Below are 26,354 nucleotides of genomic sequence, written 5' to 3' on the forward strand. Positions count from 1 at the left end.
TTCCTGCGGTCTTTGACGGCCTGCTCAACAAATTAATGAAGGCAGACCCCAAAGCTCATGATCTAAACATGCTTACTTAGTAGAGTTAAGCGCACTTAGATCAATTTGTAGACCAGGTCCCATTGTAGAGGACAAAGTCACTTTCTTCAGGTAAACACCTTTAGAAGACGCTGGTTTAGCACGACGCAAGTCGGCCAAAAGCGCTTCCAAGTTACCTCTGATAGCATCAGCAGCAAACTCAATAGAGCCAACAGCAGCATGGATGATACCATTTTTATCTGTACGGTAACGAGCTTGACCTGCTTTTGCATTTCGTACTGCAGTAGCAACATCAGGCGTTACTGTGCCAACTTTAGGGTTAGGCATTAGACCACGCGGACCTAGAACCTGACCTAGTTGACCAACGATACGCATTGCATCTGGAGATGCAATAACTACGTCAAAGTCAAGGTTGCCAGCTTTAACTTGCTCAGCCAAATCTTCGAAACCAACAACATCTGCACCAGCTTCTTTCGCAGCTTCTGCATTTGCACCTTGTGCGAATACAGCAACACGAACATCTTTACCAGCACCATGAGGCAATACTGTAGAACCACGAACAACCTGATCAGATTTACGTGGGTCAACGCCCAAGTTTACAGATACGTCGATAGATTCTTTAAACTTAACAGTAGAAAGCTCAGACAATAGAGAAACAGCTTCTTCTACAGAGTAAAACTTAGTTGCTTCTACTTTTTCAGCGATCAAGCGAGCGCGTTTAGTTAATTTAGCCATTAGTTAACACCTTCAACTTCTAGACCCATAGCGCGTGCGCTACCAGCAATAGTACGAACTGCTGCATCCATGTTAGAAGCAGTCAAATCAGCCTGCTTAGCAACAACAATCTCTTCTAGTTGAGCACGAGTAACCGTACCAACTTTCTGAGTGTTTGGACGTGGAGAACCACTCTTCAAGCCAGCTGCTTTTTTAAGCAAAACTGCCGCAGGAGTAGACTTAGTTTCAAATGTAAAGCTACGATCACTGTATACAGTGATAATAACAGGCGTAGGAAGACCCGGCTCAACGCCTTGAGTTTTCGCATTAAACGCTTTACAGAACTCCATGATATTCACACCGTGTTGACCAAGTGCTGGACCAACTGGTGGACTTGGGTTCGCTTGACCCGCTTTAACTTGTAGCTTGATATAAGCTTGGACTTTCTTAGCCATTTTTCAACTCCAATTGGGTCACTGCCCGAAGGCTACCCGTTCAACAAAATCAGGCTTTTTCAACCTGACTAAATTCCAAATCAACTGGCGTAGAGCGCCCAAAAATAAGCACTGCCACTTTGATTCGACTTTTATCGTAATCCACTTCTTCTACAACACCATTGAAATCAGCAAATGGGCCTTCGTTAACACGAACAACCTCACCCACTTCAAACAAGGTCTTAGGACGAGGTTTATCAACCCCATCACTAACACGCTGCAAAATAGCGTCTGCTTCACGACTCGTGATCGGAGAAGGCTTGTCAGCCGTACCACCAATAAAACCAAGCACACGAGACGTGCCTTTAACCAAATGCCAAGAGGCGTCATTCATATCCATTTGAACCAATACATAACCTGGATAGAATTTTCTTTCACTCTTGCGCTTTTTGCCATCTCGGATTTCGACCACTTCTTCAGTCGGCACCAAAATGTCACCAAAATTTTCTTCCTGCCCCATAACCTGCACTCGCTCCATTAGCGAACGCATTACGTGCTTTTCGTACCCTGAGTACGCTTGTACTACATACCATCGTTTGGTCACGAGCAACTCCTAACTAATTACCGAGGAAACGATCCAACCAAGGAACGAATCCACCCCCCATAGCACGAGAGACATAAAAACAACAACCGCTAACACTATTAAGGTTGTTTGCATGGTTTCTTGCCTAGTTGGCCATACAACCCTGCGAATTTCAGTTTTAGCTTCTTTTGCCAAAGTAAAAAAAGCCTTACCTTTCACAGTCTGCAACGCAACAAAACCGGCAACACCAGCCAACACCAAGATAGCGATTAAGCGATACAATAGTGACTCAGCAGAATAATAGTTATTACCAATCACGCCTACCGCAACTAGCAGAACAACAATTACCCACTTAAACACATCTCCGCGAGACGCTTGAGCTTCAGTACTCGAACTCATACTTCAGGTGATCCCTAACTAAGAAATAGGATACGAAAGATGGCAGGCCAAGAGGGACTCGAACCCCCAACAGCCGGTTTTGGAAACCGGTGCTCTACCAATTGAACTATTGGCCTACATTCGTATGGGCGAAGGATGATACCTGAACAAGCTAAATCTAGCAAGGGTATCTGCCCAAAAAACAGACAATAAAAAAGGCGGCTAAACCACCTATCTTTTGCATTGGAAATGCTGGAGCTCATGAGCAGATTTGAACTGCCGACCTCACCCTTACCAAGGGTGTGCTCTACCAACTGAGCTACATGAGCAACTTGGAGCGGGTAGCGGGAATCGAACCCGCCTCTTCAGCTTGGAAGGCTGAGGTAATAGCCACTATACCATACCCGCAATTGGTGGAGGGAGGTGGATTCGAACCACCGAAACTTTCGTGGCAGATTTACAATCTGCTCCCTTTGGCCACTCGGGAACCCCTCCACGTACTCAGCGCTACAACGCAACACCCCAAAAGGTGGGAGCCATTATATGAATCGTCTTGCCAATTGCAAGCGCTAGCAAGGATTTTTTTCTACTTTTATCATCATCTTGGTTAGATCGAAGCGCGACATAAACTGTTCCCAGTCTTTTTCATCAACCGGTTGCGCTATATCTATCTGTTGAAGCGGAACATTTCGCATATGTTCATAAACATCAACAGCATAGCCAGATACGTTTTCAATACGCGTTTTTGCTTGATCCGCTCGTTCTTTTGAAGAGTACAAGCCTAGCGAGATACGATTCTTCATTTCAGCACGGTTAATAACAAAGCTATCAATGGATTTAGAGGCCAATTCTTTAACTATCCGCTCTGCAATGGCGGGCGTTTCAGGTGCCGCAATATAGAGCCAAAATTTAGGCCGTTTACCTGAAACCTCTCTATCCTTATAAGACCAACCGAAACTCTTCAATACTTGGGTAACTTGTTTTTTATCCTCATCTCGCTCTGTTTCTAGACGCGGGCAGAATAATTCAGGCGAATCACCAGAAGCCTCATCAATAACCTTACCAAGCGCCTCTTCAAGACTTTCGTTCGCTTCCGTTCGGGCATTATAGTCTTGCTCTGTCACCGCAGGCGCTTCAGACAATAGATGAATTTTTTCGCTAACAGGTGGACCATAGATAGATTCTTGATTCTTCTCCTGCTTATCCTGAACAAAGCTATGCCAACTCAAAAAGGCAGCATTAAGCAACACTACAAAAAGAAATAGCCACTTCATTTATTGCCTCTTAACCTTTCATCACCAACTAGCTTTGCACCCAACGCCACAAGGTTGGTCTGACACTCTAATGAAATCCCTAAAAAGTCTAACAGTGCTTGAGAATCTCCCCCTGTCACAACCCACTTATACTCTGGGTAACAATGATGGATACGCTCCAAAAAGCCCAACGCCATTTCACGACAACCTTCGGTCACCGCTCTTGCTGTAGAGTCAGGCAACCCAAGACCTGCGACAACCTCATCAGCCTCATAGCGAATCCTAGCCGTTTGAGAAAGCAGTGCGCCTTCCATCATCGCCAATCCAGGAGCAATATAGCCACCTAGATGAACCCCTTTTTTATTGACCACATCTACTTTAATTGCAGTCCCTGCATCCACCACAACGACATCACTTTTCATTAGGTGATGAGCAGCAATCACACCAAGCCAGCGGTCGATCCCCAATCGCTCAGGTTCAACATAGGCATTACGTACCCCGCACGCAATAGCCTGACTCGTCAATGTCAGCCATTCGCTTTGTGGAAACTCGGCCTGAATGTCAGCATGCAATAATGCACTCTGCTCTTTAGACCTTACACTGGCAAAGTAGATGACATCAGGAACAAAACCATATTCTGTAGGACAACTGTCCCCTCGCTCAACCCACAATACTTGCTCACCCTCAAACGCGGTAAACTTGATACTCGTGTTACCGGCATCAACAATCAAAACCCTACCCACGACGGACACTAATCTCTCCTCCATGAAGAGCCACCAGCTCACCATTTTCTTCTAGAAGCAAAGCACCTTTCTGATCGATCCCTCTTGCAATACCCTGACGTTGCTGAGAAACCGTACTGACAGTAACAGGCTGATTAAATAAGACATCGTACGCCTGCCACTGATATTGGAAATGCTTCATTCCATTGCCATCTTCAAACAGTTGACATATATCGATCAACTCTTTGGTTAGCTCAGCCAAAATAACATTTCGACTCGGTCGAGACTTCAACCGAGAAACGAGATCAGTCCAAGGCTGATCAACGAGAGTCATGAAAGCGTCATCCATTTCGACATTAAGTCCGACACCAATGATAACGTGACAAACATCCTGATCAGCAACCATCTCTAACAAAATCCCACAAATTTTTTGACCATCCACTTGGACATCATTGGGCCACTTCAAGCCAGGATTCGGAATACCAGCTTTTTTCAATACCCGCGCCACAGCAACACCAACAGCAAGACTCAACCCTTCTACAACATTTGGTCCATTATCGAAACGCCACGCAAATGAAAATGTGATGTTTTTTGCAACACCAGACTCCCATTGACGCCCACGACGCCCTTTACCTTGAGTCTGACGCTCTACCGAGATCAAAATAGGCAATGACTTACCTTGCGAGATATACTGCTTAACATCACCGTTGGTTGACTCCGTCTCAAACGCTAATTTGATAGCCACCTCATTTGGCACGCCACTTTCTCGCAGCATATCTTCTGACAACAATTCGATTGGCGTTGGCAATCGATAACCACGCCCCTTTACCGAATGAACCGTCAAACCAATAGATTCTAGTTTTTTAAGCTTTTTCCAAATTGCGGCACGAGTCACTCCCAATGCTGCCCCCAACTCTTCACCAGAGTGAAATTCATTATCACTAAGCAGGGCCAAAACAGCTTGCATCAACACGCTCCAATTTCAGTTTTTTTTACTTCGCTTGAAACGGCACAAAAGAAGAACCTTTCGCCGCTTGCAACCAATTTAATTCAGGATACTCACACTCATTATCAACGGCATGGATCGCATAGGCATGGCGAGACTTCCCAGATCGATTAGCATAACTAAGATGCGGAAACTCGCCATTCAAAACCACTAAAGAGCCCTTAGGTACAGGCATGGCCACCAGCTCATCTTTGCACCACTCGTGCTCTTTTAATGTCACCATCTTGGTTTCTATAGAGTCGGCACTGTGGCGTTCAAAGCGTTTTAGCAGTCCATGTTGATGGCCTTTTGGCACTCCCCAAAGGCACCCATTGTCAAGAGTCGCGTCTTCTACCGCAAACCACAAACCAATGACACTCATTGGCGTGGTGTAAAGAAAAGTACTGTCTTGGTGACAATCTACTTCCCCTCCAATACTAGGCTGCTTAAAAATATACATAGATTGTGCAGCGCGCGGCTCAACCATACCTAGTTTATGCAACAATGATCCCCAAACTGAAGACAATGAAAAAGCCTTAAATATTGGGTCTTGGAAGTGAAGACTGTGCCCTACTTTGTTAATCGATAACTCAAGTGGTTGCTTGAGATCACCCGCATCATCAAACGCTTCCTCCTCAAAAAAGAAAGACACTTTATTCGCGGACTCCATGAAGTAACTGTCGGTATGGCGAGATTGCTCTTTAGTTGTAAAAATTGATCGTACTGAATCAGGATCAAAGGCAGCCATCAGTTCTGACATGCGCGTTTTTAAGGCATCACACACACCATCAGGAACAACAGACTCTAAAACCAAATAGCCATCATTATGATATTGATCAATTTGCGATTGGGTTATGTCAACCGCTGAAAGAGCAAGGTTTATATTCTCAGCCATGAGCTATCCTCTCTATCTATTACTGTTAGCGTTTGCCTTGATGAAAAAAGCAACTTCTTGCATCAGTTCGTTGAAATTCGGGTTCCACGACACCCTAGCCGCATGGGGGCTACTTTTTGTCAGTGCATCAGAACCCTCACCAAACCAATTATCTTTGTCTTCTCGACATGCTTGATACAAGGCTTCGTCAGACAAATACCAGCCACAAATACGGTACTCACCCGCCGCTCCATAATAGGTATTTTCAGGATTCCCATGAACCGCCATATGCGACAAGCCTAATATTTTAGCCTCGGGCCAATTTGTATTATGAACCTTTATACGATCCGTGTTGGCGCTCATTTGATCTTTACTATAAAGCACCATCTGACTCTTAGCGCCAATCATACCCTCATTAAATACCTTTTCGGATACAGACGAATCTACCGTTTGGTCGTCTTCTGATAAGGCAATAAACACGGGTAGCTGTTTCGGGTTATCAAGGATCAGATTACGCACTTCTTTAGACAATTTATACACCTGCGCAATAGCAGGCAAAGGGATTGACGCGTATTTAGCAAAGTCATCACTTGGATAATTATCCAACCAGTCTTTCACCATCGCCAACCAAGGCGATAACCAATCTATGCTGCTGTTAACCTTAAATACAGGGGAAAACAAAATAGCACCAGCAACACTCTCGGAGTGCTGCCAAGCATATTCCGCCGCTAATGCACCGCCTGTAGAAAAACCGCCAACATACATAACATCAATTTCTTTGCTGAATTCATCAGCAGCATTTCGAAACGTCATACGCCAATCATCACGAGAGACATGAAGAAGATCCTCTGACTTTGTACCATGACCGGGCAATAAAACGACGCGTACTTGATAACAAGCCGCCTGTAGAGCCTGCGCGGGATCTCTCATCGAGAAAGGAGAGTCAGATAAACCGTGCGACAACAACACACCAATGCGCGCCCGTCCAGCACAGTTTTCTGCATCTGGCAGCAACTCAAAAGGCAAAACCGCAGCAAGCTCTCTCGGCTTATCATCTACCTTAATCCATGTCTTGCGCTCATTTACATATTGCTCTGCACGAGCGACATAATGGGTGAAGGCTTCCTCTGGCTCATAAACAAATTGCGCTTGCTCTTCTGTCGCATACCCTGTGACTGATACGGGCAATGCCAAAACACAGAAGCACCACAACACTAATTTTTGCCGCACAATAATCCCTCCGCTATCTTTCATTAAATTTCGCTAGCACTGTAAAATAATTGATTATGTTATTATCAAACACTTAAATTTAAGCTACACATTTGACTATGAACACATCCTACCCTATCCCAGAACAAGTTCCTTCGCTTTGGTTTCCTTTGGTAAAGAAATTTTATCAAGAACACTATCCAAGCGGTAAACCGAACAAAGCAGACCCAATCTGGGTAATAAGAGAGAAAGGCAAAATTCTTTGCGCCTTAAGACTCAAACAAATAAGCAACTCTCAACTGCTCACTGGCATGGTAACAGAGCCCAACCACCGTAACCGTGGTCTTGGCAGTCATCTAATCAATAGTATTCACCACGTATTGGGAGAAACACCCACTTATTGCTTTGCGTTTACACATCTAGTGCCGTTCTATAACGCTAACCATTTTACGGCCATCTTGGCAGAAATGTTACCAGTAGAACTAGAAAGCCGCTTCACTGCCTACACGACACAAGGTAGAGATCTTACGCCAATGCGCTATAACCGCTGCTAAAAAGACCTTAAAATACACTTAAATCTTCTTAAGTTACTAAAACCACACTCCCATTGTTGACGCTTTTCAGTGTCCTCCAGTACCTTTGAGTACGATACATTCCTTCGCGAAGACAACAAATAGAAAGACTGGGGACAACATGTCAATCACCTTACCATCAAACTCAAAAATGCTTAGCTCTGATTTTATCTTTGGCGTGGCGACTGCCTCCTTTCAGATTGAGGGCGCGACAACAGCCGACAATCGTCTAACTTCTATTTGGGACACTTTCTGTGCAACACCCGGAAAAGTAAAAGGCGCAGATAACGGTGAAATAGCATGCGACCATTACCATCTATGGGAACAAGACATCCAATTGATTAAAGATCTCGGTGTAGATGCCTATAGACTGTCTATTGCATGGCCTCGCGTCATGGACCAAAACGGTGAAGCCAACCAAGCTGGACTAGATTTTTACCGCGCCCTACTGACAAAACTTAAAGCGGAAGGTCTTAACGTATTTGTTACTCTTTATCATTGGGACCTACCTCAATACCTCGAAGACAAAGGCGGCTGGCTAAACAGAGAAACAGCGTACCAATTCAAACGATATGCCGACTTAGTCACATCAGAGTTATCTGAATGGGTCGATAGCTGGGCGACCTTCAACGAACCTTTCTGTGCGGCAATATTAGGTTATGAATTTGGCATACATGCGCCAGGTCTAAGCAAGCCAGAATACGGCAGACAAGCCGCACACCATATCTTACTTGCTCATGGCTTAGCTCTCCCAGTGATTCGTAAAAATGCACCTAAGTCACAGGTGGGCATCGTACTCAACATGAATCGATCTTATGCTGCCAGCGAAAAAGCCGAAGACCAGTTTGCTTGCTTGATGCGCGAAACCCTCGACAATCAGTTCTTTATAGAACCTCTCATGAAAGGCCAGTACCCACAGATCCTCAAAACCGTTGCGCCGCAATATTTGCCTAACGTGTTACCAGGCGATATGGCGATAATTTCTCAACCAATGGACTTCTTGGGCATGAACTTCTACACCTGTAATCATAATGCCTTCGACTCAGAAAACATGTTTAAAGATGTGAAAAACAGCAAAACCGTTGAATATACTGATATTGGCTGGGAAATTGCTCCACACGCCTTTACCGAGCTGTTGGTAAACCTTCATAAACAATATGCCCTACCGCCAATGTACATTACCGAAAACGGTATCGCCTGCGCCGATAATATTATTGATGGGGACATCAATGACGATCAACGCGTGCGTTATTTAAATGACCATCTAAATGCCGTACATCAAGCGATTGAAACGGGTGTGGATATTCGTGGGTATTTTGCCTGGAGTTTAATGGATAATTTTGAATGGGCCGAGGGTTACAGTAAGCGCTTTGGTCTAACTTACGTTGATTATAATACTCAAGAAAGAACCATTAAACGCAGCGGATATGCCTACCGAGACTTTCTAAATAATCGCAAAAGCTAAAATTTTTAGAGTCAATTAATAAACAACTAAAAATGCCCGATGCATAACATCGGGCATTTTTATTGGTAAGAACAACAAGTCCCTTTAGAGAGTTACTTCAAATGACCTGCATTGTGAAGCTCTCTGTCTTTTTCTGCTGGCGGTGTCCACTGATACTGCCACGTCTCAGTCAGCGGCTGCCCGTTGGCTTCCAAATGAACATTTAAGTTAATTGGTTTAGGCTCACCTTTCGGCGGTACCAGATCAAACATCGCACGGTAACCATCAATAGAGTGCAATGGGCGAGCGGATTCGATTTCAACTCTACCTTCAGAAGACGTAATCACCGCTTTCACTTTGGTGTCATTGCCTAACATAGACAAAGAGCCACCCGCGAAATCAACAACAAAACGTTTGCTGTAATACTGACGCTTCTTACCAATTACTCCGCCAATACCTGTGAAGGTGTCCACGACACGAGCACGGTTAGATTGCACAGGAGGCTTACTTCCCCAGTACATGTTGTAGCTATAAAGCAACTCTTGACCCGCCTCAACTGGAGCGGCAGGGTTCCAGAAAGCCACGATATTATCGAAAGTTTCATCTAGGGTTGGAATCTCTACCAATTGCACAGAACCTTTACCCCAGTTACCAATCGGCTCAATCCATAAACTTGGGCGTTTTTCATAGAAAACACCGTCATCCTGATAATGATCAAAGTTACGGTCACGCTGCAGCAAACCAAAGCCTTTCGGGTTGTCATCACTGTAAGCATTAAATTGTAAGTTTGCTGGGTTACTTAAAGGACGCCAGATCCATTCACCATTACCTGTTTGCATTGCAAGACCATCAGAATCGTGGATCTCGGCACGCCAATCGTAATTTGTTCTACGATCATTTTCACCGATCATAAACATACTCGTCATGGGCGCAACACCTAAACGTTCAACCGATTTACGGGGATAAATAGCCGAATCCACTCGCATTTTGAACGGTTCGCCTGGAGTCATATCAAAGCGATAGGCCCCCGTCACACTTGGAGAGTCCATTAACGCGTAAACTGTAACCACATCAGAACCAGGTTTTGGTTTCTCTAGCCAAAAGTCGGTGAAGGTCGGAAACTCTTCAGGATGAGGCATAGCGGTATCAATTGCCAAACCACGAGCGGAAAGGCCATATTGCATTTCACTGCCAACTGCACGGAAGTAACTCGCACCTAAAAAGGCGACAACATCGCGCTGCCAGTCAGTAGCAAACTGCATTCTAAAACCAGCAAAGCCGAGGTCTTTTGGTAATTTCTCGCCATCTACTCCAGATTTACCATAAGTAAACTCAGAAGGCATATAAGGAATCGGTGTCGACTTACCATTTTCAAGCTCATTCATATGAATGGGCGTATCAAAACCTAGGCCTAGGTGGAAAAGCCCGGTACGGAACTCAGACTTTTTATCGTGCCATAACGCAGCGTCTTTATTGAATTGAATTTCTTGATAATCATCCCAGTCTAACCCTTTTAAACTATCGGGCATTTCGCCTTGATGACTTTCATAGGACTTAGTCGACAATTGACGAGCATAGCCTTTCAACCAAGCGTAATTAAACTCTTCACCTTTTTTAGGTTGAGCAATAGAAGCTTGTGAGGATGGTGAAGACTCAGGCTGGGATTGTGCAGCACAAGCAGTAAGGCTAAACAACACGCCAACGGTCAATAAAGACCGACTTGCTAAACGTTGCAAGGTACTAGACACATTTTTTTTCCGGGATTTTCGCAACACCTGCGACCCGACCAAGTTGGAATCCTTCATGGACTCTGAAAAACAATGAGGAAGCATAGAACATGACCCTATCAGCTAAAAAGTTGGTACCTATACTAGCGAATTACAGCGGTGCCTAGTGTTCAGATAGAGTAAATATTTAATACATTTATATGGATAATTTAGGATATCACCTTACTCTCGACCTAAAATCTATTTTCATCGACAGTTTTCACGTCATGAAATTATATAGCTCACAGCGTAATAAATGTGGATAAGCGCCCAAGTTATTCACATTAAAACGCTTAATTATATTTTTGTAGTAAAAAAGACCATCTTAGATGCGTAGAGCTGACCAAGTTAATTACATAACAATACAGAGTATCATCACATGCTATACATCCGACAAAGCAAATTGGGGTTAAAATATCCAGAGAAAAGACGTAGCGATGTGGTTTATACAGCACTCACTCAGCTTCTTTATGTAAGAGTAGTAAGAAATTAAGGTGGAAAACAATGATACATCCATGGGTAACAATATTAGGCTATTTCCTAGCTCTATGTTTTTTACTCACATTGATATACACCTACATCAAAACACAATCTAAAAACCGTGTTCTTATTAAAAAGCTAGAGCATACCGAACGCCATAAAAAGCTGCTAACATCATCGCTAGACATGCTTTCCGATCCTATTTGGATCAAAGACCAAGACCATACCTATATTTATTGCAATGCGGCATTTGAGCAATTTTCTAGTCTCTCAAAACAAGAAATACTCGGCTATAAAGATGAGGAACTTCTGCCCACACATCCTCAGTTTAACCAAAGCGTTTTCCTCACCATCACCTCAACTCAAGAAACAGGAAAAACCGAAAAATACATTGATTCTCCCAGTGGACACATCGATTATTTTCAAGTGAGCATCACGCAGGCACACGACATAAGCACACAACGCTTTTCGTTCGTTGGCCATGCGCAAAAAATAACGCCCTTTAAAGAAAGGGAGAATGAACTGGTCGATGCTGAAATTCTGGTCAATGAAGCGTTAAAGCTAACTAAAGTCGGAATATGGGAATGGAACGTTAGCCAAGATATCTGGTTCGCTACGCCATCCTATTTCACTATGCTTGGCTATACTCCTGTTGAAGGTATGGCAGATAGAAAGGCTGAACTGGAAAAAATACACCCAGAAGATCGTCAACATGTTTTAGACACTATAAACAGTATTTTAACCAGCACAAAAGGACCAAATTACTACAAATATCAAGCTCGTATCAGACATGCAGACGGCAACTATCGATGGATTGGTGTACGTTGTATCGTGACTGAATTTGATCAAGAAGATAAGCCTGCTCGCATGCTCGGAGTGCGAATCGACATTGATGAAATCAAAAGCGCACATGAACAAATTGAATGGCTAGCGCATCATGACTCATTAACCAAACTTCCTAACCGAGTCGCGCTCAATAAAACATTCCATAGAATCATCAAACCTAATGTAAAAATAGCGTTACTATTTATTGATTTAGACCACTTCAAAAATGTTAACGATACACTGGGTCATTGTGTAGGAGATCAGCTACTACTGACTATCGCAGACAGAATGCGAGCTCTAGTTAATAGTATTGGTTACGCGGCACGGCAAGGTGGTGATGAATTTATTATTCTACTGCCTGCAGAAAATGACGAATACCTAATCGAAAAAATCTGTGCTATCAAAGACACTCTATCCGCACGCTATACTATCGATCAAAATCAATTTTTTATCTCACCGTCTATCGGCGTAAGTCTATACCCACAAAATGGAGAAGATTTCGATACCTTGTATCAGAGAGCAGATACAGCCATGTATCACGCCAAGCATACAGGTAGAAATCGATACGCCTTTTTTACGGAAGAAATGCAAGTCACCTCTACACGAGCGCTGACATTAGGCAATGCGCTGCATGATGCCTTAGAACGACAAGAATTCTCCCTACACTACCAGCCACAAGTTTCGCTCGAAACCGGAGAAGTCATAGGCGCAGAAGCACTTATTCGATGGCATAGCAAAGAGTTGGGGCATGTTAGTCCAGGAGAGTTTATCCCTCTTGCAGAAGAAAACGGACAAATTTTACCAATCGGAGAGTGGGTTTTAAGAGAAGCGGCACGCCAATTACAGCAATGGATAGAAGAAGGGGTTACACCAGTAAGAATAGCAGTAAACCTATCTTATGCTCAGTTTCAAGCAAATGACCTTCCCTCTGTGGTGGCAGAAATACTCAGCGAATACTCAGTACCGTCACAATACTTAGAACTTGAACTTACCGAGCACATTGCGACAAAAAATCCAGAGCATACGATCACCATATTAGAGTCCTTTCAAAAGATCGGTATACACACATCGATTGATGATTTTGGCACAGGCTATTCTTCTTTAAGCTACCTACAACGCTTCCCCGTTTATAAACTCAAAATAGACCAGTCTTTCATACGTAGCATGACTGCCAATACCAATGATCAAGTCATCGTTGGCACTATCATTCTACTCGCGCAACAACTTGGTATGGGCTCGATTGCGGAAGGCGTGGAAACAAAAGCGCAACTTGATATGCTGAAAAATATTGGTTGTGATGATGCTCAAGGTTATTACATTAGCCGGCCTATTCCAGCAGAAGAATTTAAAGTCGGCTTTTTACAGAAAAAGTAGATACTTATTTCTGTTGAAGACTAGCCACTAAAAATTAACGGAATAATCACAACAATACACCCCCCCTTCTGGCACTCACTCCAACTTGCCTATAAAATCCCCGCACTTAAACCATTCAAGGATTCTAACTATGAAAAATGCCGTCTTAGGCATTCAAATGCTGTTTGTTGCATTTGGGGCTTTAGTGCTCGTTCCGTTATTAACGGGATTAGATCCCAACGTTGCGCTTTTCGGTGCAGGTGTCGGAACACTCTTATTTCAATTAACCACACGCAGAACGGTTCCAATCTTTCTTGCTTCCTCTTTTGCGTTCATTGCCCCCATTATGTACGGCGTTCAAACGTGGGGGATCCCTGCGACCATGGGTGGATTGATAGCAGCTGGTTTTGTCTATGTTATTCTCGGTGGGATTATTCGTCTCAAAGGCGCAGGCTTTATTCATACCCTATTACCACCGGTTGTTATTGGCCCAATTATCATGGTGATCGGTTTAGGACTAGCGCCTGTTGCCGTCAATATGGCGCTAGGCAAAGCTGGAGACTCACAAGTCATCGATCCCAATATTTCTATATGGATTGCTCTCGCCTCTTTACTTACTACGATTCTAATTAGCGTATTCGCTAAAGGCCTATTTAAATTATTACCCGTTTTTGGCGGTATTATCGTTGGTTATGCCCTAAGTTTATTTTTCGGCATAGTCAATTTTGACCCTATCTACAATGCAGCATGGTTCGCTATGCCAAACTTTAGCGCTCCTGAATTCAACATCAATGCGATCTTGTTCATGCTACCGGTTGCCATTGCCCCAGCAGTCGAACACGTAGGCGATATCCTTTCTATCTCAAACGTGACTGGCAAAGATTACCTTAAGAAACCTGGATTACACCGTACAATCACGGGCGATGGGGTCGCAACAATGGCCGCAGCTATGGTGGGCGCACCACCAAACACAACCTACAGTGAAGTAACAGGTGCTGTAATGCTCACCAAAGCATTTAACCCTGTCATCATGACATGGGCAGCCATTGCGGCCATTATCCTCGCTTGGGTTGGAAAGTTAGGGGCTGTCCTACAAACCATTCCACTTCCAGTCATGGGCGGCATTATGATCCTATTATTTGGCTCCATTGCTGCGGTAGGCTTGAATACTCTAATCAAAAACCAAGTCGATCTTCATAAGTCTCGCAATCTAATTATCGTTGGCGTCACACTGGTATTTGGGATTGGCGGTATGGCATTTGGTATTGGTGAATTTAGCCTTCAAGGCATCAGTCTATGCGGCATCGTTGCGATCACATTGAATCTGATTTTACCGAAAGACATCGGTGACAATCACATTGTTGATAACGCGCAAATGGAAGACTAATTTTTTCATATATAAACCGTTAAAAGAAAGCGGCCCAAAGTGGGCCGCTTTCTTTTACAATAAAAATGCTTCTAGAAATAATATGCTAAGCAAGCATCGGATAGGTAAATAAAAATAAGTGTAAAACGTTCAGCGTAAAATGACAGAGAATAGACCACTCTATTCTCTTAGTTCGATGAAAAATATAGCCATATCCTAACCCTGCGACACCAGCAACAAAGACATACTCAACCCCACCGGCAATATGAGCCAAACCAAAAATTGCAGCAGAAAAAAATGGCGCTATTAATAGAGGCAACTTTCCCTCCAACCAAGCCGACAACCCTTTTTGTAGAAAGCCTCGAAAAAATGCTTCTTCAGCCACACAAGTAAACAGCAGATTAATAGCGAGGAAACTCAACCAGAAACTAGGTAGCTTCAATTCAACTTGAATTAACCCTAGCAGAACCGCCAACCCCAAAGCTAAAAAGAACGTCGCAATAGCTATAACTAGCGACTCTTTAGGCATCTGAAGATTATGGTAATAATCAACTTTTACTTGTCCGCCAAAAAAGTACCCCAACAAAAATAAACCTGCCAACCCCTTATCAAAATTTGCATAGAGACTAAAAGGAATTGCACCGACACTCACTGTCTGCTTTATCACCACTGCATCGTTATAAAAACCTGGTAATAAGTGCAGAGCGAGTGCTAGAGAAAAAGCACCAAACAGACACACAACCGCCTTACGAAGCCAAACGCGCTGCAATGTTAGCGAACTAAATAAAAGTCCAGAATACGCTAAAACAGCAATAACCCCCTGAATATCAAGAACCTTTTCTAGAAATCCAGATATAACTGTCGCTAAGCAAGCTAAACACCACAGAGGCATCTTTGTAATTAAAGGCTTATATGGAATAAAAACCAATAGGATGGATAATCCAAGCAGATAAAAAGTCACAACAACCCTTTTGTATAAGAGATTAATAAAAAAACAAATAATACAGTTGGATCAGTTAGGGATACAGCTATTGCTGCATACCATCCCAAGAAGTACATCTAGATAGTGCTTCCCAGTGCCATTTGGCGTCCTGAGCTAGTTCCTACGGCACATCGCTCAGTCACATGTATCCAGAAGTAGTGAAGATGATAGGTGACGTGGTTCAGTCTCTTCGTATTCGAGTTTTCTCCAGACGAAAAAAAGCCCTGACAGCGTTAGCTATCAGGGCCTTCTTAATTTAAAGCTTGACGACGACCTACTCTCACATGGGATCTCCCACAATGCTTATACTACCATCGGCGATGGCGAGCGCCCGCGGCGAATAAAGCGTCACTTCTGAACGCCTGTGGCGAGTAAAAAGCGGGATGGGATCAGGTGGTTCAGTCTCTTCGTATTCAAGTTTTCTCCAGACGAAAAAAACCCTGACAGCGTTAGCTATCAGGGCCTTCTTAATATAAAGCTTGACGACGACCTACTCTCACATGGGATCTCCCACACTACCATCGGCGATGGCGCTTTTCACTTCTGAGTTCGGGATGGGATCAGGTGGTTCAACGCCTCTATGATCGTCAAGCAATTCGTTTTGCGTTTTGTTCTGGCTGGACGTTTAGTCTCACCAAAACACGCGAATACGTGCTTGGATCTTTAACAATTCTTTTTTTGAAATAACGTGTATCAAGGTTAAACCGGATCGTATTATGTGTCTTTGTCATTTTGATGATCTTGAGCTTTTACTCTCTTCATCCAAAACCACTTTGGTGTTATATGGTCAAGCCTCACGAGCAATTAGTATTGGTTAGCTCAATGCCTCACAGCACTTACACACCCAACCTATCAACGTCCTAGTCTCGAACGGCTCTTTAGGGGACTTATGTCCCAGTGAGATCTTATCTTAAGGGAGGCTTCCCGCTTAGATGCTTTCAGCGGTTATCCCGTCCGAACATAGCTACCCGGCAATGCCACTGGCGTGACAACCGGAACACCAGAGGTTCGTCCACTCCGGTCCTCTCGTACTAGGAGCAGCTCCTCTCAAATCTCAAACGTCCACGGCAGATAGGGACCGAACTGTCTCACGACGTTCTAAACCCAGCTCGCGTACCACTTTAAATGGCGAACAGCCATACCCTTGGGACCGGCTTCAGCCCCAGGATGTGATGAGCCGACATCGAGGTGCCAAACACCGCCGTCGATGTGAACTCTTGGGCGGTATCAGCCTGTTATCCCCGGAGTACCTTTTATCCGTTGAGCGATGGCCCTTCCATACAGAACCACCGGATCACTAAGACCTACTTTCGTACCTGCTCGACGTGTCTGTCTCGCAGTTAAGCGTGCTTTTGCCTTTACACTCTATGCATGATTTCCGACCATGCTGAGCACACCTTCGTGCTCCTCCGTTACTCTTTGGGAGGAGACCGCCCCAGTCAAACTACCCACCACACAGTGTCCTCGATCCCGATAAGGGACCTGAGTTAGAACCTCAAACATACCAGGGTGGTATTTCAAGAGTGGCTCCATGCAAACTGGCGTCTGCACTTCAAAGCCTCCCACCTATCCTACACAAGTAGGTTCAAAGTTCACTGTGAAGCTATAGTAAAGGTTCACGGGGTCTTTCCGTCTAGCCGCGGATACACAGCATCTTCACTGCGATTTCAATTTCACTGAGTCTCGGGTGGAGACAGTGTGGCCATCGTTACGCCATTCGTGCAGGTCGGAACTTACCCGACAAGGAATTTCGCTACCTTAGGACCGTTATAGTTACGGCCGCCGTTTACTTGGGCTTCGATCAAGAGCTTCGCTTGCGCTAACCCCATCAATTAACCTTCAAGCACCGGGCAGGCGTCACACCCTATACGTCCACTTTCGTGTTTGCAGAGTGCTGTGTTTTTAATAAACAGTCGCAGCCACCTGGTATCTTCGACCGACTAGTGCTTACGGAGCAAGTCCTTCACACCGGCCGGCGTACCTTCTCCCGAAGTTACGGTACCATTTTGCCTAGTTCCTTCACCCGAGTTCTCTCAAGCGCCTTGGTATTCTCTACCTGACCACCTGTGTCGGTTTGGGGTACGGTCAATGTATATCTGAAGCTTAGAAGTTTTTCCTGGAAGCATGGCATCAACCACTTCGCCCAAAAGAGGGCTCGTCATCAGTTCTCGGCATTCTCTCTAAAAGAGTGACCCGGATTTGCCTAAGTCACTTGCCTACCGCCTTAAACACAGACAACCATCGCTGTGCTGGCCTAGCCTTCTCCGTCTCTCCATCGCAATATACATCGGTACAGGAATATTAACCTGTTTTCCATCGACTACGCATTTCTGCCTCGCCTTAGGGGCCGACTCACCCTGCCCTGATTAACATGGGACAGGAAACCTTGGTCTTCCGGCGGGGGAGTTTTTCACTCCCCTTATCGTTACTCATGTCAACATTCGCACTTCTGATACCTCCAGCCTGCCTTACAGCTTGACCTTCAACGGCTTACAGAACGCTCCTCTACCATGCCTAATAAATTAAGCATCCGTAGCTTCGGTGTACAGTTTGAGCCCCGTTATATCTTCCGCGCAGGCCGACTCGACTAGTGAGCTATTACGCTTTCTTTAAAGGATGGCTGCTTCTAAGCCAACCTCCTAGCTGTCTAAGCCTTCCCACATCGTTTCCCACTTAACTGTAACTTTGGGACCTTAGCTGACGGTCTGGGTTGTTTCCCTTTCCACGACGGACGTTAGCACCCGCCGTGTGTCTCCCGTAATTGCACTCATTGGTATTCGGAGTTTGCATGGGGTTGGTAAGTCGGGATGACCCCCTAGCCCAAACAGTGCTCTACCCCCAATGGTGAGATACGAGGCGCTACCTAAATAGCTTTCGAGGAGAACCAGCTATCTCCGAGCTTGATTAGCCTTTCACTCCTATCCACAAGTCATCCCCAGCCTTTTCAACGGATGTGGGTTCGGTCCTCCAGTTGATGTTACTCAACCTTCAACCTGCTCATGGATAGATCGCCCGGTTTCGGGTCTATTCCCAGCAACTAAACGCCCTATTAAGACTCGGTTTCCCTACGGCTCCACTATGTGCTTAACCTTGCTACTGAAAATAAGTCGTTGACCCATTATACAAAAGGTACGCAGTCACGGAACAAGTCCGCTCCCACTGCTTGTACGTACACGGTTTCAGGATCTATTTCACTCCCCTCACAGGGGTTCTTTTCGCCTTTCCCTCACGGTACTGGTTCACTATCGGTCAGTCAGGAGTATTTAGCCTTGGAGGATGGTCCCCCCATATTCAGACAGGATAACACGTGTCCCGTCCTACTCGTTTTCATGATTAAGGTGTTTTCGTATACGGGGCTATCACCCTTTATCGCGGCACTTTCCAGAGCCTTCTACTAACACCAAAACCACTTAAGGGCTAATCCCCTTTCGCTCGCCGCTACTTAGGGAATCTCGGTTGATTTCTTTTCCTCCGGGTACTTAGATGTTTCAGTTCCCCGGGTTCGCCTCCACACAGCTATGTATTCACTGTGGGATACTCTACAAGTAGAGTGGGTTCCCCCATTCGGACATGTTCGGATCAAAGTCTGTTTATCGACTCCCCGAACCTTTTCGCAGATTACCACGTCCTTCATCGCCTCTGACTGCCAAGGCATCCACCGTGCACGCTTGGTCACTTGACCATATAACCCAAAATAGTTTTTTACGATTCCAAAATGAAAAGTAGCAACATAAATCAGACCACATACCAAAGAGCTTTTGTACCTCTCTGGATTTACGATAATAGAAGTCACCAGGTTAAAGTGAACTTCCACCGGTTTAACGCTTGATTCATCGTTATTTCAAAATTCGAATTGTTAAAGAGCAAGTTTAGTGCAAAGCACTAAGTCAGAGACTAAAAATCACCCAACACACGAATGTGTAAGATGTTTAGCGTCTTGCTTAGAACTCTCTTCTAATCTTTTACACAGAGTGATTGTCATCAGTAAATGGTGGAGCTATGCGGGATCGAACCGCAGACCTCCTGCGTGCAAAGCAGGCGCTCTCCCAGCTGAGCTATAGCCCCATTACTAACTAGATCGTATTTGGTTGACTAAAGAAGATATCTCCAATCAAATACCAGAATGTCAAGAACAAGGCTTTTAAGATCGACGTTTAGCTTTCTAAACGAGGGCTTAAATAACGCGGTTATTGATATACTGGTGGGTCTGGGCCGATTTGAACGGCCGACCTCACCCTTATCAGGGGTGCGCTCTAACCAACTGAGCTACAGACCCAAATACTTTCTGTGCTTCTTATAAACTAGATATTGTGTCGTTTAAAACACCATCAGATAATTTGTGTGAACGCTCACCAGAGGTTTCTATCGTTTAAGGAGGTGATCCAGCCCCAGGTTCCCCTAGGGCTACCTTGTTACGACTTCACCCCAGTCATTGACCACTCCGTGGTAACCGCCATCCCCGAAGGGTTAAGCTAGCTACTTCTGGAGCAATCAACTCCCATGGTGTGACGGGCGGTGTGTACAAGGCCCGGGAACGTATTCACCGTGACATTCTGATTCACGATTACTAGCGATTCCGACTTCATGGAGTCGAGTTGCAGACTCCAATCCGGACTACGACGTACTTTCTGGGATTCGCTTACTATCGCTAGTTCGCAGCCCTCTGTATACGCCATTGTAGCACGTGTGTAGCCCTACTCGTAAGGGCCATGATGACTTGACGTCGTCCCCACCTTCCTCCGGTTTGTCACCGGCAGTCTCCTTAAAGTTCCCACCCGAAGTGCTGGCAAATAAGGATAAGGGTTGCGCTCGTTACGGGACTTAACCCAACATTTCACAACACGAGCTGACGACAGCCATGCAGCACCTGTCTCAGAGTTCCCGAAGGCACTAAGCTATCTCTAGCGAATTCTCTGGATGTCAAGAGTAGGTAAGGTTCTTCGCGTTGCGTCGAATTAAACCACATGCTCCACCGCTTGTGCGGGCCCCCGTCAATTCATTTGAGTTTTAACCTTGCGGCCGTACTCCCCAGGCGGTCTACTTATTGCGTTAGCTGCGCCACTAAGTCATTACAACCCAACGGCTAGTAGACATCGTTTACGGCGTGGACTACCAGGGTATCTAATCCTGTTTGCTCCCCACGCTTTCGCACCTCAGTGTCAGTATTAGTCCAGGGTGTCGCCTTCGCCACTGATGTTCCTTCCTATATCTACGCATTTCACCGCTACACAGGAAATTCCACACCCCTCTACCATACTCTAGCCTGCCAGTATCGGGTGCCATTCCAAGGTTGAGCCCTGGGATTTCACATCCGACTTAACAAACCACCTACGCGCGCTTTACGCCCAGTAATTCCGATTAACGCTTGCACCCTCTGTATTACCGCGGCTGCTGGCACAGAGTTAGCCGGTGCTTCTTCTGGGGCTAACGTCAAAGTAACTGGATATTAGCCAGTTACCCTTCCTCACCCCTGAAAGTGCTTTACAACCCTAAGGCCTTCTTCACACACGCGGCATGGCTGGATCAGGCTTCCGCCCATTGTCCAATATTCCCCACTGCTGCCTCCCGTAGGAGTCTGGGCCGTGTCTCAGTCCCAGTGTGACTGGCCATCCTCTCAGACCAGTTAAAGATCGTCGCCTTGGTAGGCCTTTACCCTACCAACTAGCTAATCTTACGCAGGCTCATCTAATAGCGGAAGGCTCCGAAGAGTCCCCTCCTTTCCCCCTTAGGGCGTATGCGGTATTAGCATGCGTTTCCACATGTTGTCCCCCTCTACTAGGCAGATTCCTACGCGTTACTCACCCGTCCGCCGCTCGTCAGCAGGAGCAAGCTCCCCTGTTACCGCTCGACTTGCATGTGTTAAGCCTGCCGCCAGCGTTCAATCTGAGCCATGATCAAACTCTTCAGTTAAAAAGTTTGCTTACTCAAAATCTATTACACTAACAATAACTTAATCGACTCATCATCCCTAAGAACAATAAGCCAACATAAAGCGAATTGACGTGTTAGACGTTTCGCAAGACTTCAATTTTTTTGATCATCTCGAATCAGTTAAAAACCAATCCGGACAATCTTCTGAAGCCTCTAGCGAGCGCCCACACAAATTATCTGATTATCTATTTTAAAGAGCGTGCTAACTTGAATGACTAACCAAATCATATTTAGTTAGTTGAACTTGGTCTTCGTTGCTCTGAAGCCTTGTCCGTGTCAGCGAGGGCGTATATTAAGGATCTACAGATTTTGTGCAACCCTTTTCTTAGGTTTTTTATAAATTTGTCATATTTATTTGCTACACCCCCAAAAACTGATCGCCAAACATACAAAAACCATAAAAAAGGCCATTATTCGTACAAATAATGGCCTTTTCTGTTCTTAATAAAAGTTATCTATTTTATGATGAACTGATAGAAAGCTCTCGACGACGCTTCACTTCGTAAATAACAGCTAACAAGATGGTGACAGAAATCATCACTAACCCTAGCGCATTTACCGCAGGTGTTAACCCTGTTCTTACCTTAGAGGCAATGTAAACCGTTAATGTCGTGTCATAGCCTTTAACAAACAACGTCGTGTTATAGTTTTCAAACGATTGTAAAAAAGCAATTGCTGCTGCCGAGAAAATTGCTGGCTTCAAATAAGGCAAAAGAATACGTCGGAACGCTTGCCATTGAGTTGCCCCCAAACTTAACGCTGCATTTTCAAGCGTACGATCAAATCGCTGCAAACGAGCCAATACCATTAACATGACATAAGCAGCAATAAAGGTAGTTTGAGCAACGACGGTTAAGAAGACACCACCACTCACTGACAAGCCCTTCCAGAAGATAAGTGTCGAAATCCCCACAATTACACCCGGTGTTAATAACGGCGACATCATCAACGAATACAAAAAGGTTTTTCCTCTGCCCTGAACTGTTGATAAAAACAAAGCACAGCAAATACCAATCGGCACTGCAACCGCCAATACACCAGCAGCTACTACAACACTTGTCCATAAAGCGGTCCACATGGCACCATCTTGAGCAAGCGCCTCAAACCATTTGAGCGTTGCCCCTTTCCAAGGCGACACAGTAGGAAAACGGCTATCGTTAAATGTTGCCAGCCCCATAATAATAAGCGGCGTGAATAGATAGACAAAAAATACACCAATATAAAAACGTACGGCGAAGCGCATGATAGTTTCAGACTTCATTTTGCAATGTCCCCCAAACCTACTTTAAAAATACGCATCACCAAAGCGATGAAACCGATACAGATAATTAACAGCAAGAAGGCATAGGCAGCCCCTTGATTCCAATCCCCACCCTCAAAGAACCAATTATAAATAATTTGCGTAAACCAACGACTTCCGGGAGAACCTAATAAAGCAGGTACTGCATAACTACCCGCCGCCAGCATAAAGGTCATGATACAGCCCGTCGCAATACCTGGCTTGGCATGCGGAATCACCACACGCCAATGGGTACGAATCCAGCCTGCCCCCAAATTGCGTGCCGCTTTAATCTGATTGGTGTCCAAGCTCTCAATCGCGTTGTATATAGGAAAGATCATAAACAAGATGTAGGCGTAAACCATACCAATGAGCACTCCGCCATCGCCAGATAAAAACCGAATAGGTCGATCGATAAGCCCCAGCCCTAGTAATAGAGCATTCAGCGGTCCTTTATAAGCAAGAATGATGTACCAAGAAAATGTGCGCAGAATTTCATTGATCCAAAACGGGATAATCAACAACAACAAACAGAGCGCCGCTTTTTGAGGTGTTGCGACTTTCGCGAGGTAAAACGCAATAGGATAACTAACAACTAACGTTAATCCCGTTACTAGTACGCTTGACCAGATGGTTTTGAAGAAAATGGCCAAGTGTATTTTATTGCTAAACAGCGTCTCATAATTTGTCAGTGAATAGACGTCTTTTGGCCCGCCTATGTCAGCAGGTAATAGATTCGGGCGAAATGAGTAATCCACCATCAAAATCTGCGGCAAAATTACCAAGCCTATCAACCAGATCGCAATCATACCTATAATGCCAACCGCCAATCCGCTACCAAATCGCGACTTCAGTTGACTAAACATGGTCGCCTCCGGCAATCACAATGGCATCTCGCTCATTATAAGAAAGGCTAACGGGTGCGCCTTTTTTTAACGATTCAGAGTACTGGTGAGTCCCAAGCTGAATAGACAAAGCTTGGTCGGCAGGCGTTTTGGCATTTAAAGTCAGATACGCACCCTCAAAATTAACTTCATCGATAGTCGCTCCTAAGGTGTGCATTCCATTTTCTGCTTGTAATCTAAAGTGCTCTGGGCGAATAAAAAGCGTGGCATCAGTGCCAATAGCAATGTTGCCTTGTGAGCGCCCTGCTAACTTACCCAGTGGCCCACAATCCAATACGACAAGATCAGAGTTGGCTTCAATCACTTTGCCTGAAACGCCATTATTTTCACCCACAAAAGAGGCAACAAATGCGGTATGGGGATCTCTATATAAAGTAATAGGATCAGCAACTTGCTGAATGCGACCTGCAGACATAACAGCCACTCGGTCTGACATAGTCAGCGCCTCGCCTTGGTCATGAGTAATATAGATGAAAGTGATGCCTGTTTTACGCTGAATAGCTTTCAACTCGGTACGCATATGCTGGCGTAATTTCAAATCTAATGCGGATAATGGCTCATCCAATAACAAAACTTGCGGCTCTACAGCTAATGCACGTGCAATGGCAATTCGCTGTCTTTGGCCACCGGATAACTCAGAAACTTTTTTTGCCCCACTGCCTTCAAGGGCCACCAATTCGAGCAAGCGGTCCGAGGCTTTTTTGCGCTCACTTTTCGAAACACCGCGAACCTCTAAGCCGAACTCAATATTTTCGGCCACGGTCATAAGAGGAAAAAGTGCGAGGTTTTGAAAAATCATCGAGGTTGGACGTTTATTGGCCGGCACGCCACGCATGCTCTTACCACCAATTTTAATATCGCCCTGTGTTGGGTCTATAAAGCCACTAATCATGTTTAGGATCGTGGTCTTGCCACAACCTGAAGGGCCTAAGAAACTAAAAAACTCTCCGGATTGTATCGTTAGATCGGTTTTCTGTATGGCGGTAAAGTCGCCGAATTGCATGACGGTATTATCTAAGTGAACACTGCTATCCATATTTCTCTCGCTGGTTATTTTTTCTCGATACAAAAAAGCCCCTTGCGACATAAAGTCACAAGGGGCCTTCGAGGTTATGCAGACAAGTAACGGTCTTGGTATTCGTTACGCAGTGCAACGTACCATGGTTCCTGAATAGGCCACCACCATAGGTTGGCGAGATCTTGCTCGCTGTAAGAGTCTTGGAAGAACTGCTTAGTTTCCGCTGGTAATAAAGCATCCGCACCTTTTGATGTAGAGTTATAACCAGTGGACTTAACAAACATAGCGCCCGCTTCCGGCGTGTAATACCAGTTAATGAATTCATAAACTGAATCCACGTTATTGGCGTTTTTAGGAATAACAAAGCCTTCCATCCATGCCAACGCACCTTCTTTTGGTGCGCCGTAGGCAATAGGCTCGCCTTCTGATTGCAATTTAAATGCGGTGCTGTCCCAAGTTTGACCGATAATTGCGCCATTAGTACGAAATGCACCTTGCGCTTCATTCTCTGTAGACCAGAACTGAGCAAGTGCGCCCTTATGTTCGGCAGCTACTTTTAAGATGACATCAAAGTTAGCACGCATGGCTTTTTCGTTTTTGTACGAGTCCAATAAAGGGAAAGGAAGTTTGCCCGCTTTTTCTAGCCACAAACCAATGCCGACAAGAGCCGAGTGACCACGAACCGTTACACCACCCGCGTTTTCTGGCAACCAAAGGTCACCATAACTTAGCTCTTTACTGATTTTTGCATCATTTTTATTATAAGCAATTGCCTCGGTTCCCCAATCAGATGGGGCGAAGTAACGCTTACCATTTACGATCCCGCCAACATCCGATCCGGATAAAGCGCTCTCCAAGCAGCCATCCCAATTAACTCTTTTCACATCAAGCGGCTGCACTAAATCGTAATCAACATAACCTGGGACACGGTCAACTGTCGGCATAATAATATCGAAGCCGGTTCCATCCGTAGCACGCAAAGAGTTCATCAACTCATCATTGGTACCGTATGGTGTAAACGTCGCGTTAATACCAGTTTTGGCTTTAAAGTCCGCTAACATTTCATCAGTTATATAACCAGCCCACGCATAAATACGTAGCTCTTTATTAGCCGCAATGGCTTTGTTAATCGAAAATGGGGTAGCGGCAACAGCACCTGCGATAGAGGCGCCTTTCACGAATTGGCGACGGGAAAGGGTCATTCTTGAGCTCCTTTATATTTTATGATTAATTGCTATTTCA

At 44.9% G+C, this 26,354-nt stretch carries 19 protein-coding genes, 6 tRNA genes and 3 rRNA genes; 4 read left to right on the plus strand and 24 right to left on the minus strand.

Annotated elements, in window-relative coordinates; all coding sequences use genetic code 11:
* Positions 1–72 precede the first annotated feature (72 nt).
* From rplA to KDW99_RS19555, 13 genes are all read right to left on the minus strand, one after another.
* Positions 73–774, minus strand: a complete 702-nt coding sequence (rplA, locus tag KDW99_RS19495) for a 50S ribosomal protein L1 (RefSeq protein ID WP_255827136.1) — start codon at positions 772–774, stop codon at positions 73–75.
* A complete protein-coding gene (rplK, locus tag KDW99_RS19500; RefSeq protein WP_211536701.1) occupies positions 774–1,208 on the minus strand; it encodes a 50S ribosomal protein L11 in 435 nt (144 codons plus the stop codon). The genes rplA and rplK overlap by 1 nt, the downstream gene beginning before the upstream one ends.
* 49 nt (positions 1,209–1,257) lie before the next feature.
* The gene (gene nusG, locus KDW99_RS19505; RefSeq protein WP_255827137.1) at positions 1,258–1,791 is read right to left on the minus strand and encodes a transcription termination/antitermination protein NusG; all 534 of its coding nucleotides are present in this window, start codon (positions 1,789–1,791) and stop codon (positions 1,258–1,260) included.
* A gap of 9 nt (positions 1,792–1,800) precedes the next feature.
* Positions 1,801–2,169, minus strand: coding sequence for a preprotein translocase subunit SecE (gene secE, locus KDW99_RS19510; RefSeq protein ID WP_255827138.1), 369 nt, complete (start codon positions 2,167–2,169; stop codon positions 1,801–1,803).
* Between the two features lie 40 nt (positions 2,170–2,209).
* Positions 2,210–2,285, minus strand: a tRNA-Trp gene (locus tag KDW99_RS19515).
* Positions 2,286–2,401: 116 nt separating this feature from the next.
* A tRNA-Thr gene (locus KDW99_RS19520) sits at positions 2,402–2,477 on the minus strand.
* A 4-nt stretch (positions 2,478–2,481) separates the two neighbouring features.
* A tRNA-Gly gene (locus KDW99_RS19525) sits at positions 2,482–2,556 on the minus strand.
* Positions 2,557–2,559: 3 nt separating this feature from the next.
* A tRNA-Tyr gene (locus KDW99_RS19530) sits at positions 2,560–2,643 on the minus strand.
* Positions 2,644–2,717: 74 nt separating this feature from the next.
* Positions 2,718–3,422 carry an SPOR domain-containing protein gene (locus KDW99_RS19535; RefSeq protein WP_255827139.1) on the minus strand — a complete coding sequence of 235 codons (705 nt, stop codon included), beginning with the start codon at positions 3,420–3,422 and terminating at the stop codon, positions 2,718–2,720.
* On the minus strand, positions 3,419–4,153 hold the full coding sequence (locus tag KDW99_RS19540; protein WP_255827140.1) for a type III pantothenate kinase: 735 nt from the start codon (positions 4,151–4,153) through the stop codon (positions 3,419–3,421). Before KDW99_RS19540 ends, KDW99_RS19535 begins: the two co-directional genes overlap by 4 nt.
* Positions 4,137–5,090, minus strand: a complete 954-nt coding sequence (locus tag KDW99_RS19545) for a biotin--[acetyl-CoA-carboxylase] ligase (RefSeq protein WP_255827141.1) — start codon at positions 5,088–5,090, stop codon at positions 4,137–4,139. The genes KDW99_RS19540 and KDW99_RS19545 overlap by 17 nt, the downstream gene beginning before the upstream one ends.
* A gap of 25 nt (positions 5,091–5,115) precedes the next feature.
* Complete coding sequence (locus tag KDW99_RS19550) at positions 5,116–6,003, minus strand: phytanoyl-CoA dioxygenase family protein (protein WP_255827142.1); 888 nt, start codon at positions 6,001–6,003, stop codon at positions 5,116–5,118.
* Between the two features lie 12 nt (positions 6,004–6,015).
* On the minus strand, positions 6,016–7,212 hold the full coding sequence (locus KDW99_RS19555; protein WP_255827143.1) for an alpha/beta hydrolase: 1,197 nt from the start codon (positions 7,210–7,212) through the stop codon (positions 6,016–6,018).
* A gap of 98 nt (positions 7,213–7,310) precedes the next feature.
* Between KDW99_RS19555 and KDW99_RS19560 the strand changes: the two genes are divergently transcribed.
* Together KDW99_RS19560 and KDW99_RS19565 are read left to right on the plus strand one after the other, a co-directional pair.
* Positions 7,311–7,745 carry a GNAT family N-acetyltransferase gene (locus KDW99_RS19560; protein WP_255827144.1) on the plus strand — a complete coding sequence of 145 codons (435 nt, stop codon included), beginning with the start codon at positions 7,311–7,313 and terminating at the stop codon, positions 7,743–7,745.
* A 139-nt stretch (positions 7,746–7,884) separates the two neighbouring features.
* Positions 7,885–9,228, plus strand: a complete 1,344-nt coding sequence (locus KDW99_RS19565; protein WP_255827145.1) for a GH1 family beta-glucosidase — start codon at positions 7,885–7,887, stop codon at positions 9,226–9,228.
* A 92-nt stretch (positions 9,229–9,320) separates the two neighbouring features.
* On the opposite strand, the gene KDW99_RS19570 is transcribed toward KDW99_RS19565, so the two are convergent.
* The gene (locus KDW99_RS19570) at positions 9,321–10,955 is read right to left on the minus strand and encodes a glucan biosynthesis protein (RefSeq protein ID WP_255827146.1); all 1,635 of its coding nucleotides are present in this window, start codon (positions 10,953–10,955) and stop codon (positions 9,321–9,323) included.
* A gap of 522 nt (positions 10,956–11,477) precedes the next feature.
* On the opposite strand from KDW99_RS19570, the gene KDW99_RS19575 reads away from it, so the two are divergent.
* Both KDW99_RS19575 and KDW99_RS19580 read left to right on the plus strand, forming a co-directional pair.
* Entirely contained in the window at positions 11,478–13,652 is a 2,175-nt protein-coding gene (locus KDW99_RS19575; RefSeq protein WP_255827147.1) for a sensor domain-containing protein, read from the plus strand.
* 130 nt (positions 13,653–13,782) lie between these two features.
* Positions 13,783–15,018: a uracil-xanthine permease family protein gene (locus KDW99_RS19580; protein ID WP_255827148.1), complete on the plus strand. Its 1,236-nt coding sequence runs from the start codon at positions 13,783–13,785 to the stop codon at positions 15,016–15,018.
* An 85-nt stretch (positions 15,019–15,103) separates the two neighbouring features.
* Here KDW99_RS19580 and KDW99_RS19585 read toward each other — a convergent pair whose 3' ends face one another.
* The 10 genes from KDW99_RS19585 to KDW99_RS19630 all read right to left on the minus strand — a co-directional run bounded on the left by KDW99_RS19585 (position 15,104) and on the right by KDW99_RS19630 (position 26,314).
* Positions 15,104–15,958: a CPBP family intramembrane glutamic endopeptidase gene (locus KDW99_RS19585; RefSeq protein WP_255827149.1), complete on the minus strand. Its 855-nt coding sequence runs from the start codon at positions 15,956–15,958 to the stop codon at positions 15,104–15,106.
* A 498-nt stretch (positions 15,959–16,456) separates the two neighbouring features.
* Positions 16,457–16,571 (minus strand): 5S ribosomal RNA (rrf, locus tag KDW99_RS19590).
* A 191-nt stretch (positions 16,572–16,762) separates the two neighbouring features.
* Positions 16,763–19,661: ribosomal RNA gene (locus tag KDW99_RS19595) — 23S ribosomal RNA — on the minus strand.
* Positions 19,662–19,968: 307 nt separating this feature from the next.
* A tRNA-Ala gene (locus tag KDW99_RS19600) sits at positions 19,969–20,044 on the minus strand.
* A 134-nt stretch (positions 20,045–20,178) separates the two neighbouring features.
* Positions 20,179–20,255: transfer RNA gene (locus KDW99_RS19605), tRNA-Ile, on the minus strand.
* Between the two features lie 94 nt (positions 20,256–20,349).
* A 16S ribosomal RNA gene (locus KDW99_RS19610) occupies positions 20,350–21,889 on the minus strand.
* The 16S, 23S and 5S rRNA genes sit together here with 2 tRNA genes alongside, the layout of an rRNA operon.
* Before the next feature lie 481 nt (positions 21,890–22,370).
* On the minus strand, positions 22,371–23,171 hold the full coding sequence (locus KDW99_RS19615; protein ID WP_255827150.1) for an ABC transporter permease: 801 nt from the start codon (positions 23,169–23,171) through the stop codon (positions 22,371–22,373).
* Positions 23,168–24,055, minus strand: coding sequence for an ABC transporter permease (locus KDW99_RS19620; RefSeq protein WP_114411459.1), 888 nt, complete (start codon positions 24,053–24,055; stop codon positions 23,168–23,170). Before KDW99_RS19620 ends, KDW99_RS19615 begins: the two co-directional genes overlap by 4 nt.
* Positions 24,048–25,130, minus strand: coding sequence for an ABC transporter ATP-binding protein (locus KDW99_RS19625; RefSeq protein ID WP_255827151.1), 1,083 nt, complete (start codon positions 25,128–25,130; stop codon positions 24,048–24,050). The genes KDW99_RS19620 and KDW99_RS19625 overlap by 8 nt, the downstream gene beginning before the upstream one ends.
* A 74-nt stretch (positions 25,131–25,204) precedes the next feature.
* The gene (locus KDW99_RS19630; protein WP_255827152.1) at positions 25,205–26,314 is read right to left on the minus strand and encodes an extracellular solute-binding protein; all 1,110 of its coding nucleotides are present in this window, start codon (positions 26,312–26,314) and stop codon (positions 25,205–25,207) included.
* Between the last annotated feature and the right edge of the window lie 40 nt (positions 26,315–26,354).

It is taken from the genome of Marinomonas rhizomae (genome assembly GCF_024397855.1).
Taxonomy (GTDB): Bacteria; Pseudomonadota; Gammaproteobacteria; order Pseudomonadales; family Marinomonadaceae; genus Marinomonas; species Marinomonas rhizomae_A.

Coding starts and splice junctions, on each gene's coding strand:
- rplA (WP_255827136.1), bottom strand. CDS start 774: ATGGCTAAATTAACTAAACGCGCTCGCTTGATCGCTGAAAAAGTAGAA.
- rplK (WP_211536701.1), bottom strand. CDS start 1,208: ATGGCTAAGAAAGTCCAAGCTTATATCAAGCTACAAGTTAAAGCGGGT.
- secE (WP_255827138.1), bottom strand. CDS start 2,169: ATGAGTTCGAGTACTGAAGCTCAAGCGTCTCGCGGAGATGTGTTTAAG.
- KDW99_RS19535 (WP_255827139.1), bottom strand. CDS start 3,422: ATGAAGTGGCTATTTCTTTTTGTAGTGTTGCTTAATGCTGCCTTTTTG.
- KDW99_RS19545 (WP_255827141.1), bottom strand. CDS start 5,090: ATGCAAGCTGTTTTGGCCCTGCTTAGTGATAATGAATTTCACTCTGGT.
- KDW99_RS19550 (WP_255827142.1), bottom strand. CDS start 6,003: ATGGCTGAGAATATAAACCTTGCTCTTTCAGCGGTTGACATAACCCAA.
- KDW99_RS19560 (WP_255827144.1), top strand. CDS start 7,311: ATGAACACATCCTACCCTATCCCAGAACAAGTTCCTTCGCTTTGGTTT.
- KDW99_RS19565 (WP_255827145.1), top strand. CDS start 7,885: ATGTCAATCACCTTACCATCAAACTCAAAAATGCTTAGCTCTGATTTT.
- KDW99_RS19575 (WP_255827147.1), top strand. CDS start 11,478: ATGATACATCCATGGGTAACAATATTAGGCTATTTCCTAGCTCTATGT.
- KDW99_RS19580 (WP_255827148.1), top strand. CDS start 13,783: ATGAAAAATGCCGTCTTAGGCATTCAAATGCTGTTTGTTGCATTTGGG.
- KDW99_RS19615 (WP_255827150.1), bottom strand. CDS start 23,171: ATGAAGTCTGAAACTATCATGCGCTTCGCCGTACGTTTTTATATTGGT.
- KDW99_RS19620 (WP_114411459.1), bottom strand. CDS start 24,055: ATGTTTAGTCAACTGAAGTCGCGATTTGGTAGCGGATTGGCGGTTGGC.
- KDW99_RS19625 (WP_255827151.1), bottom strand. CDS start 25,130: ATGGATAGCAGTGTTCACTTAGATAATACCGTCATGCAATTCGGCGAC.
- KDW99_RS19630 (WP_255827152.1), bottom strand. CDS start 26,314: ATGACCCTTTCCCGTCGCCAATTCGTGAAAGGCGCCTCTATCGCAGGT.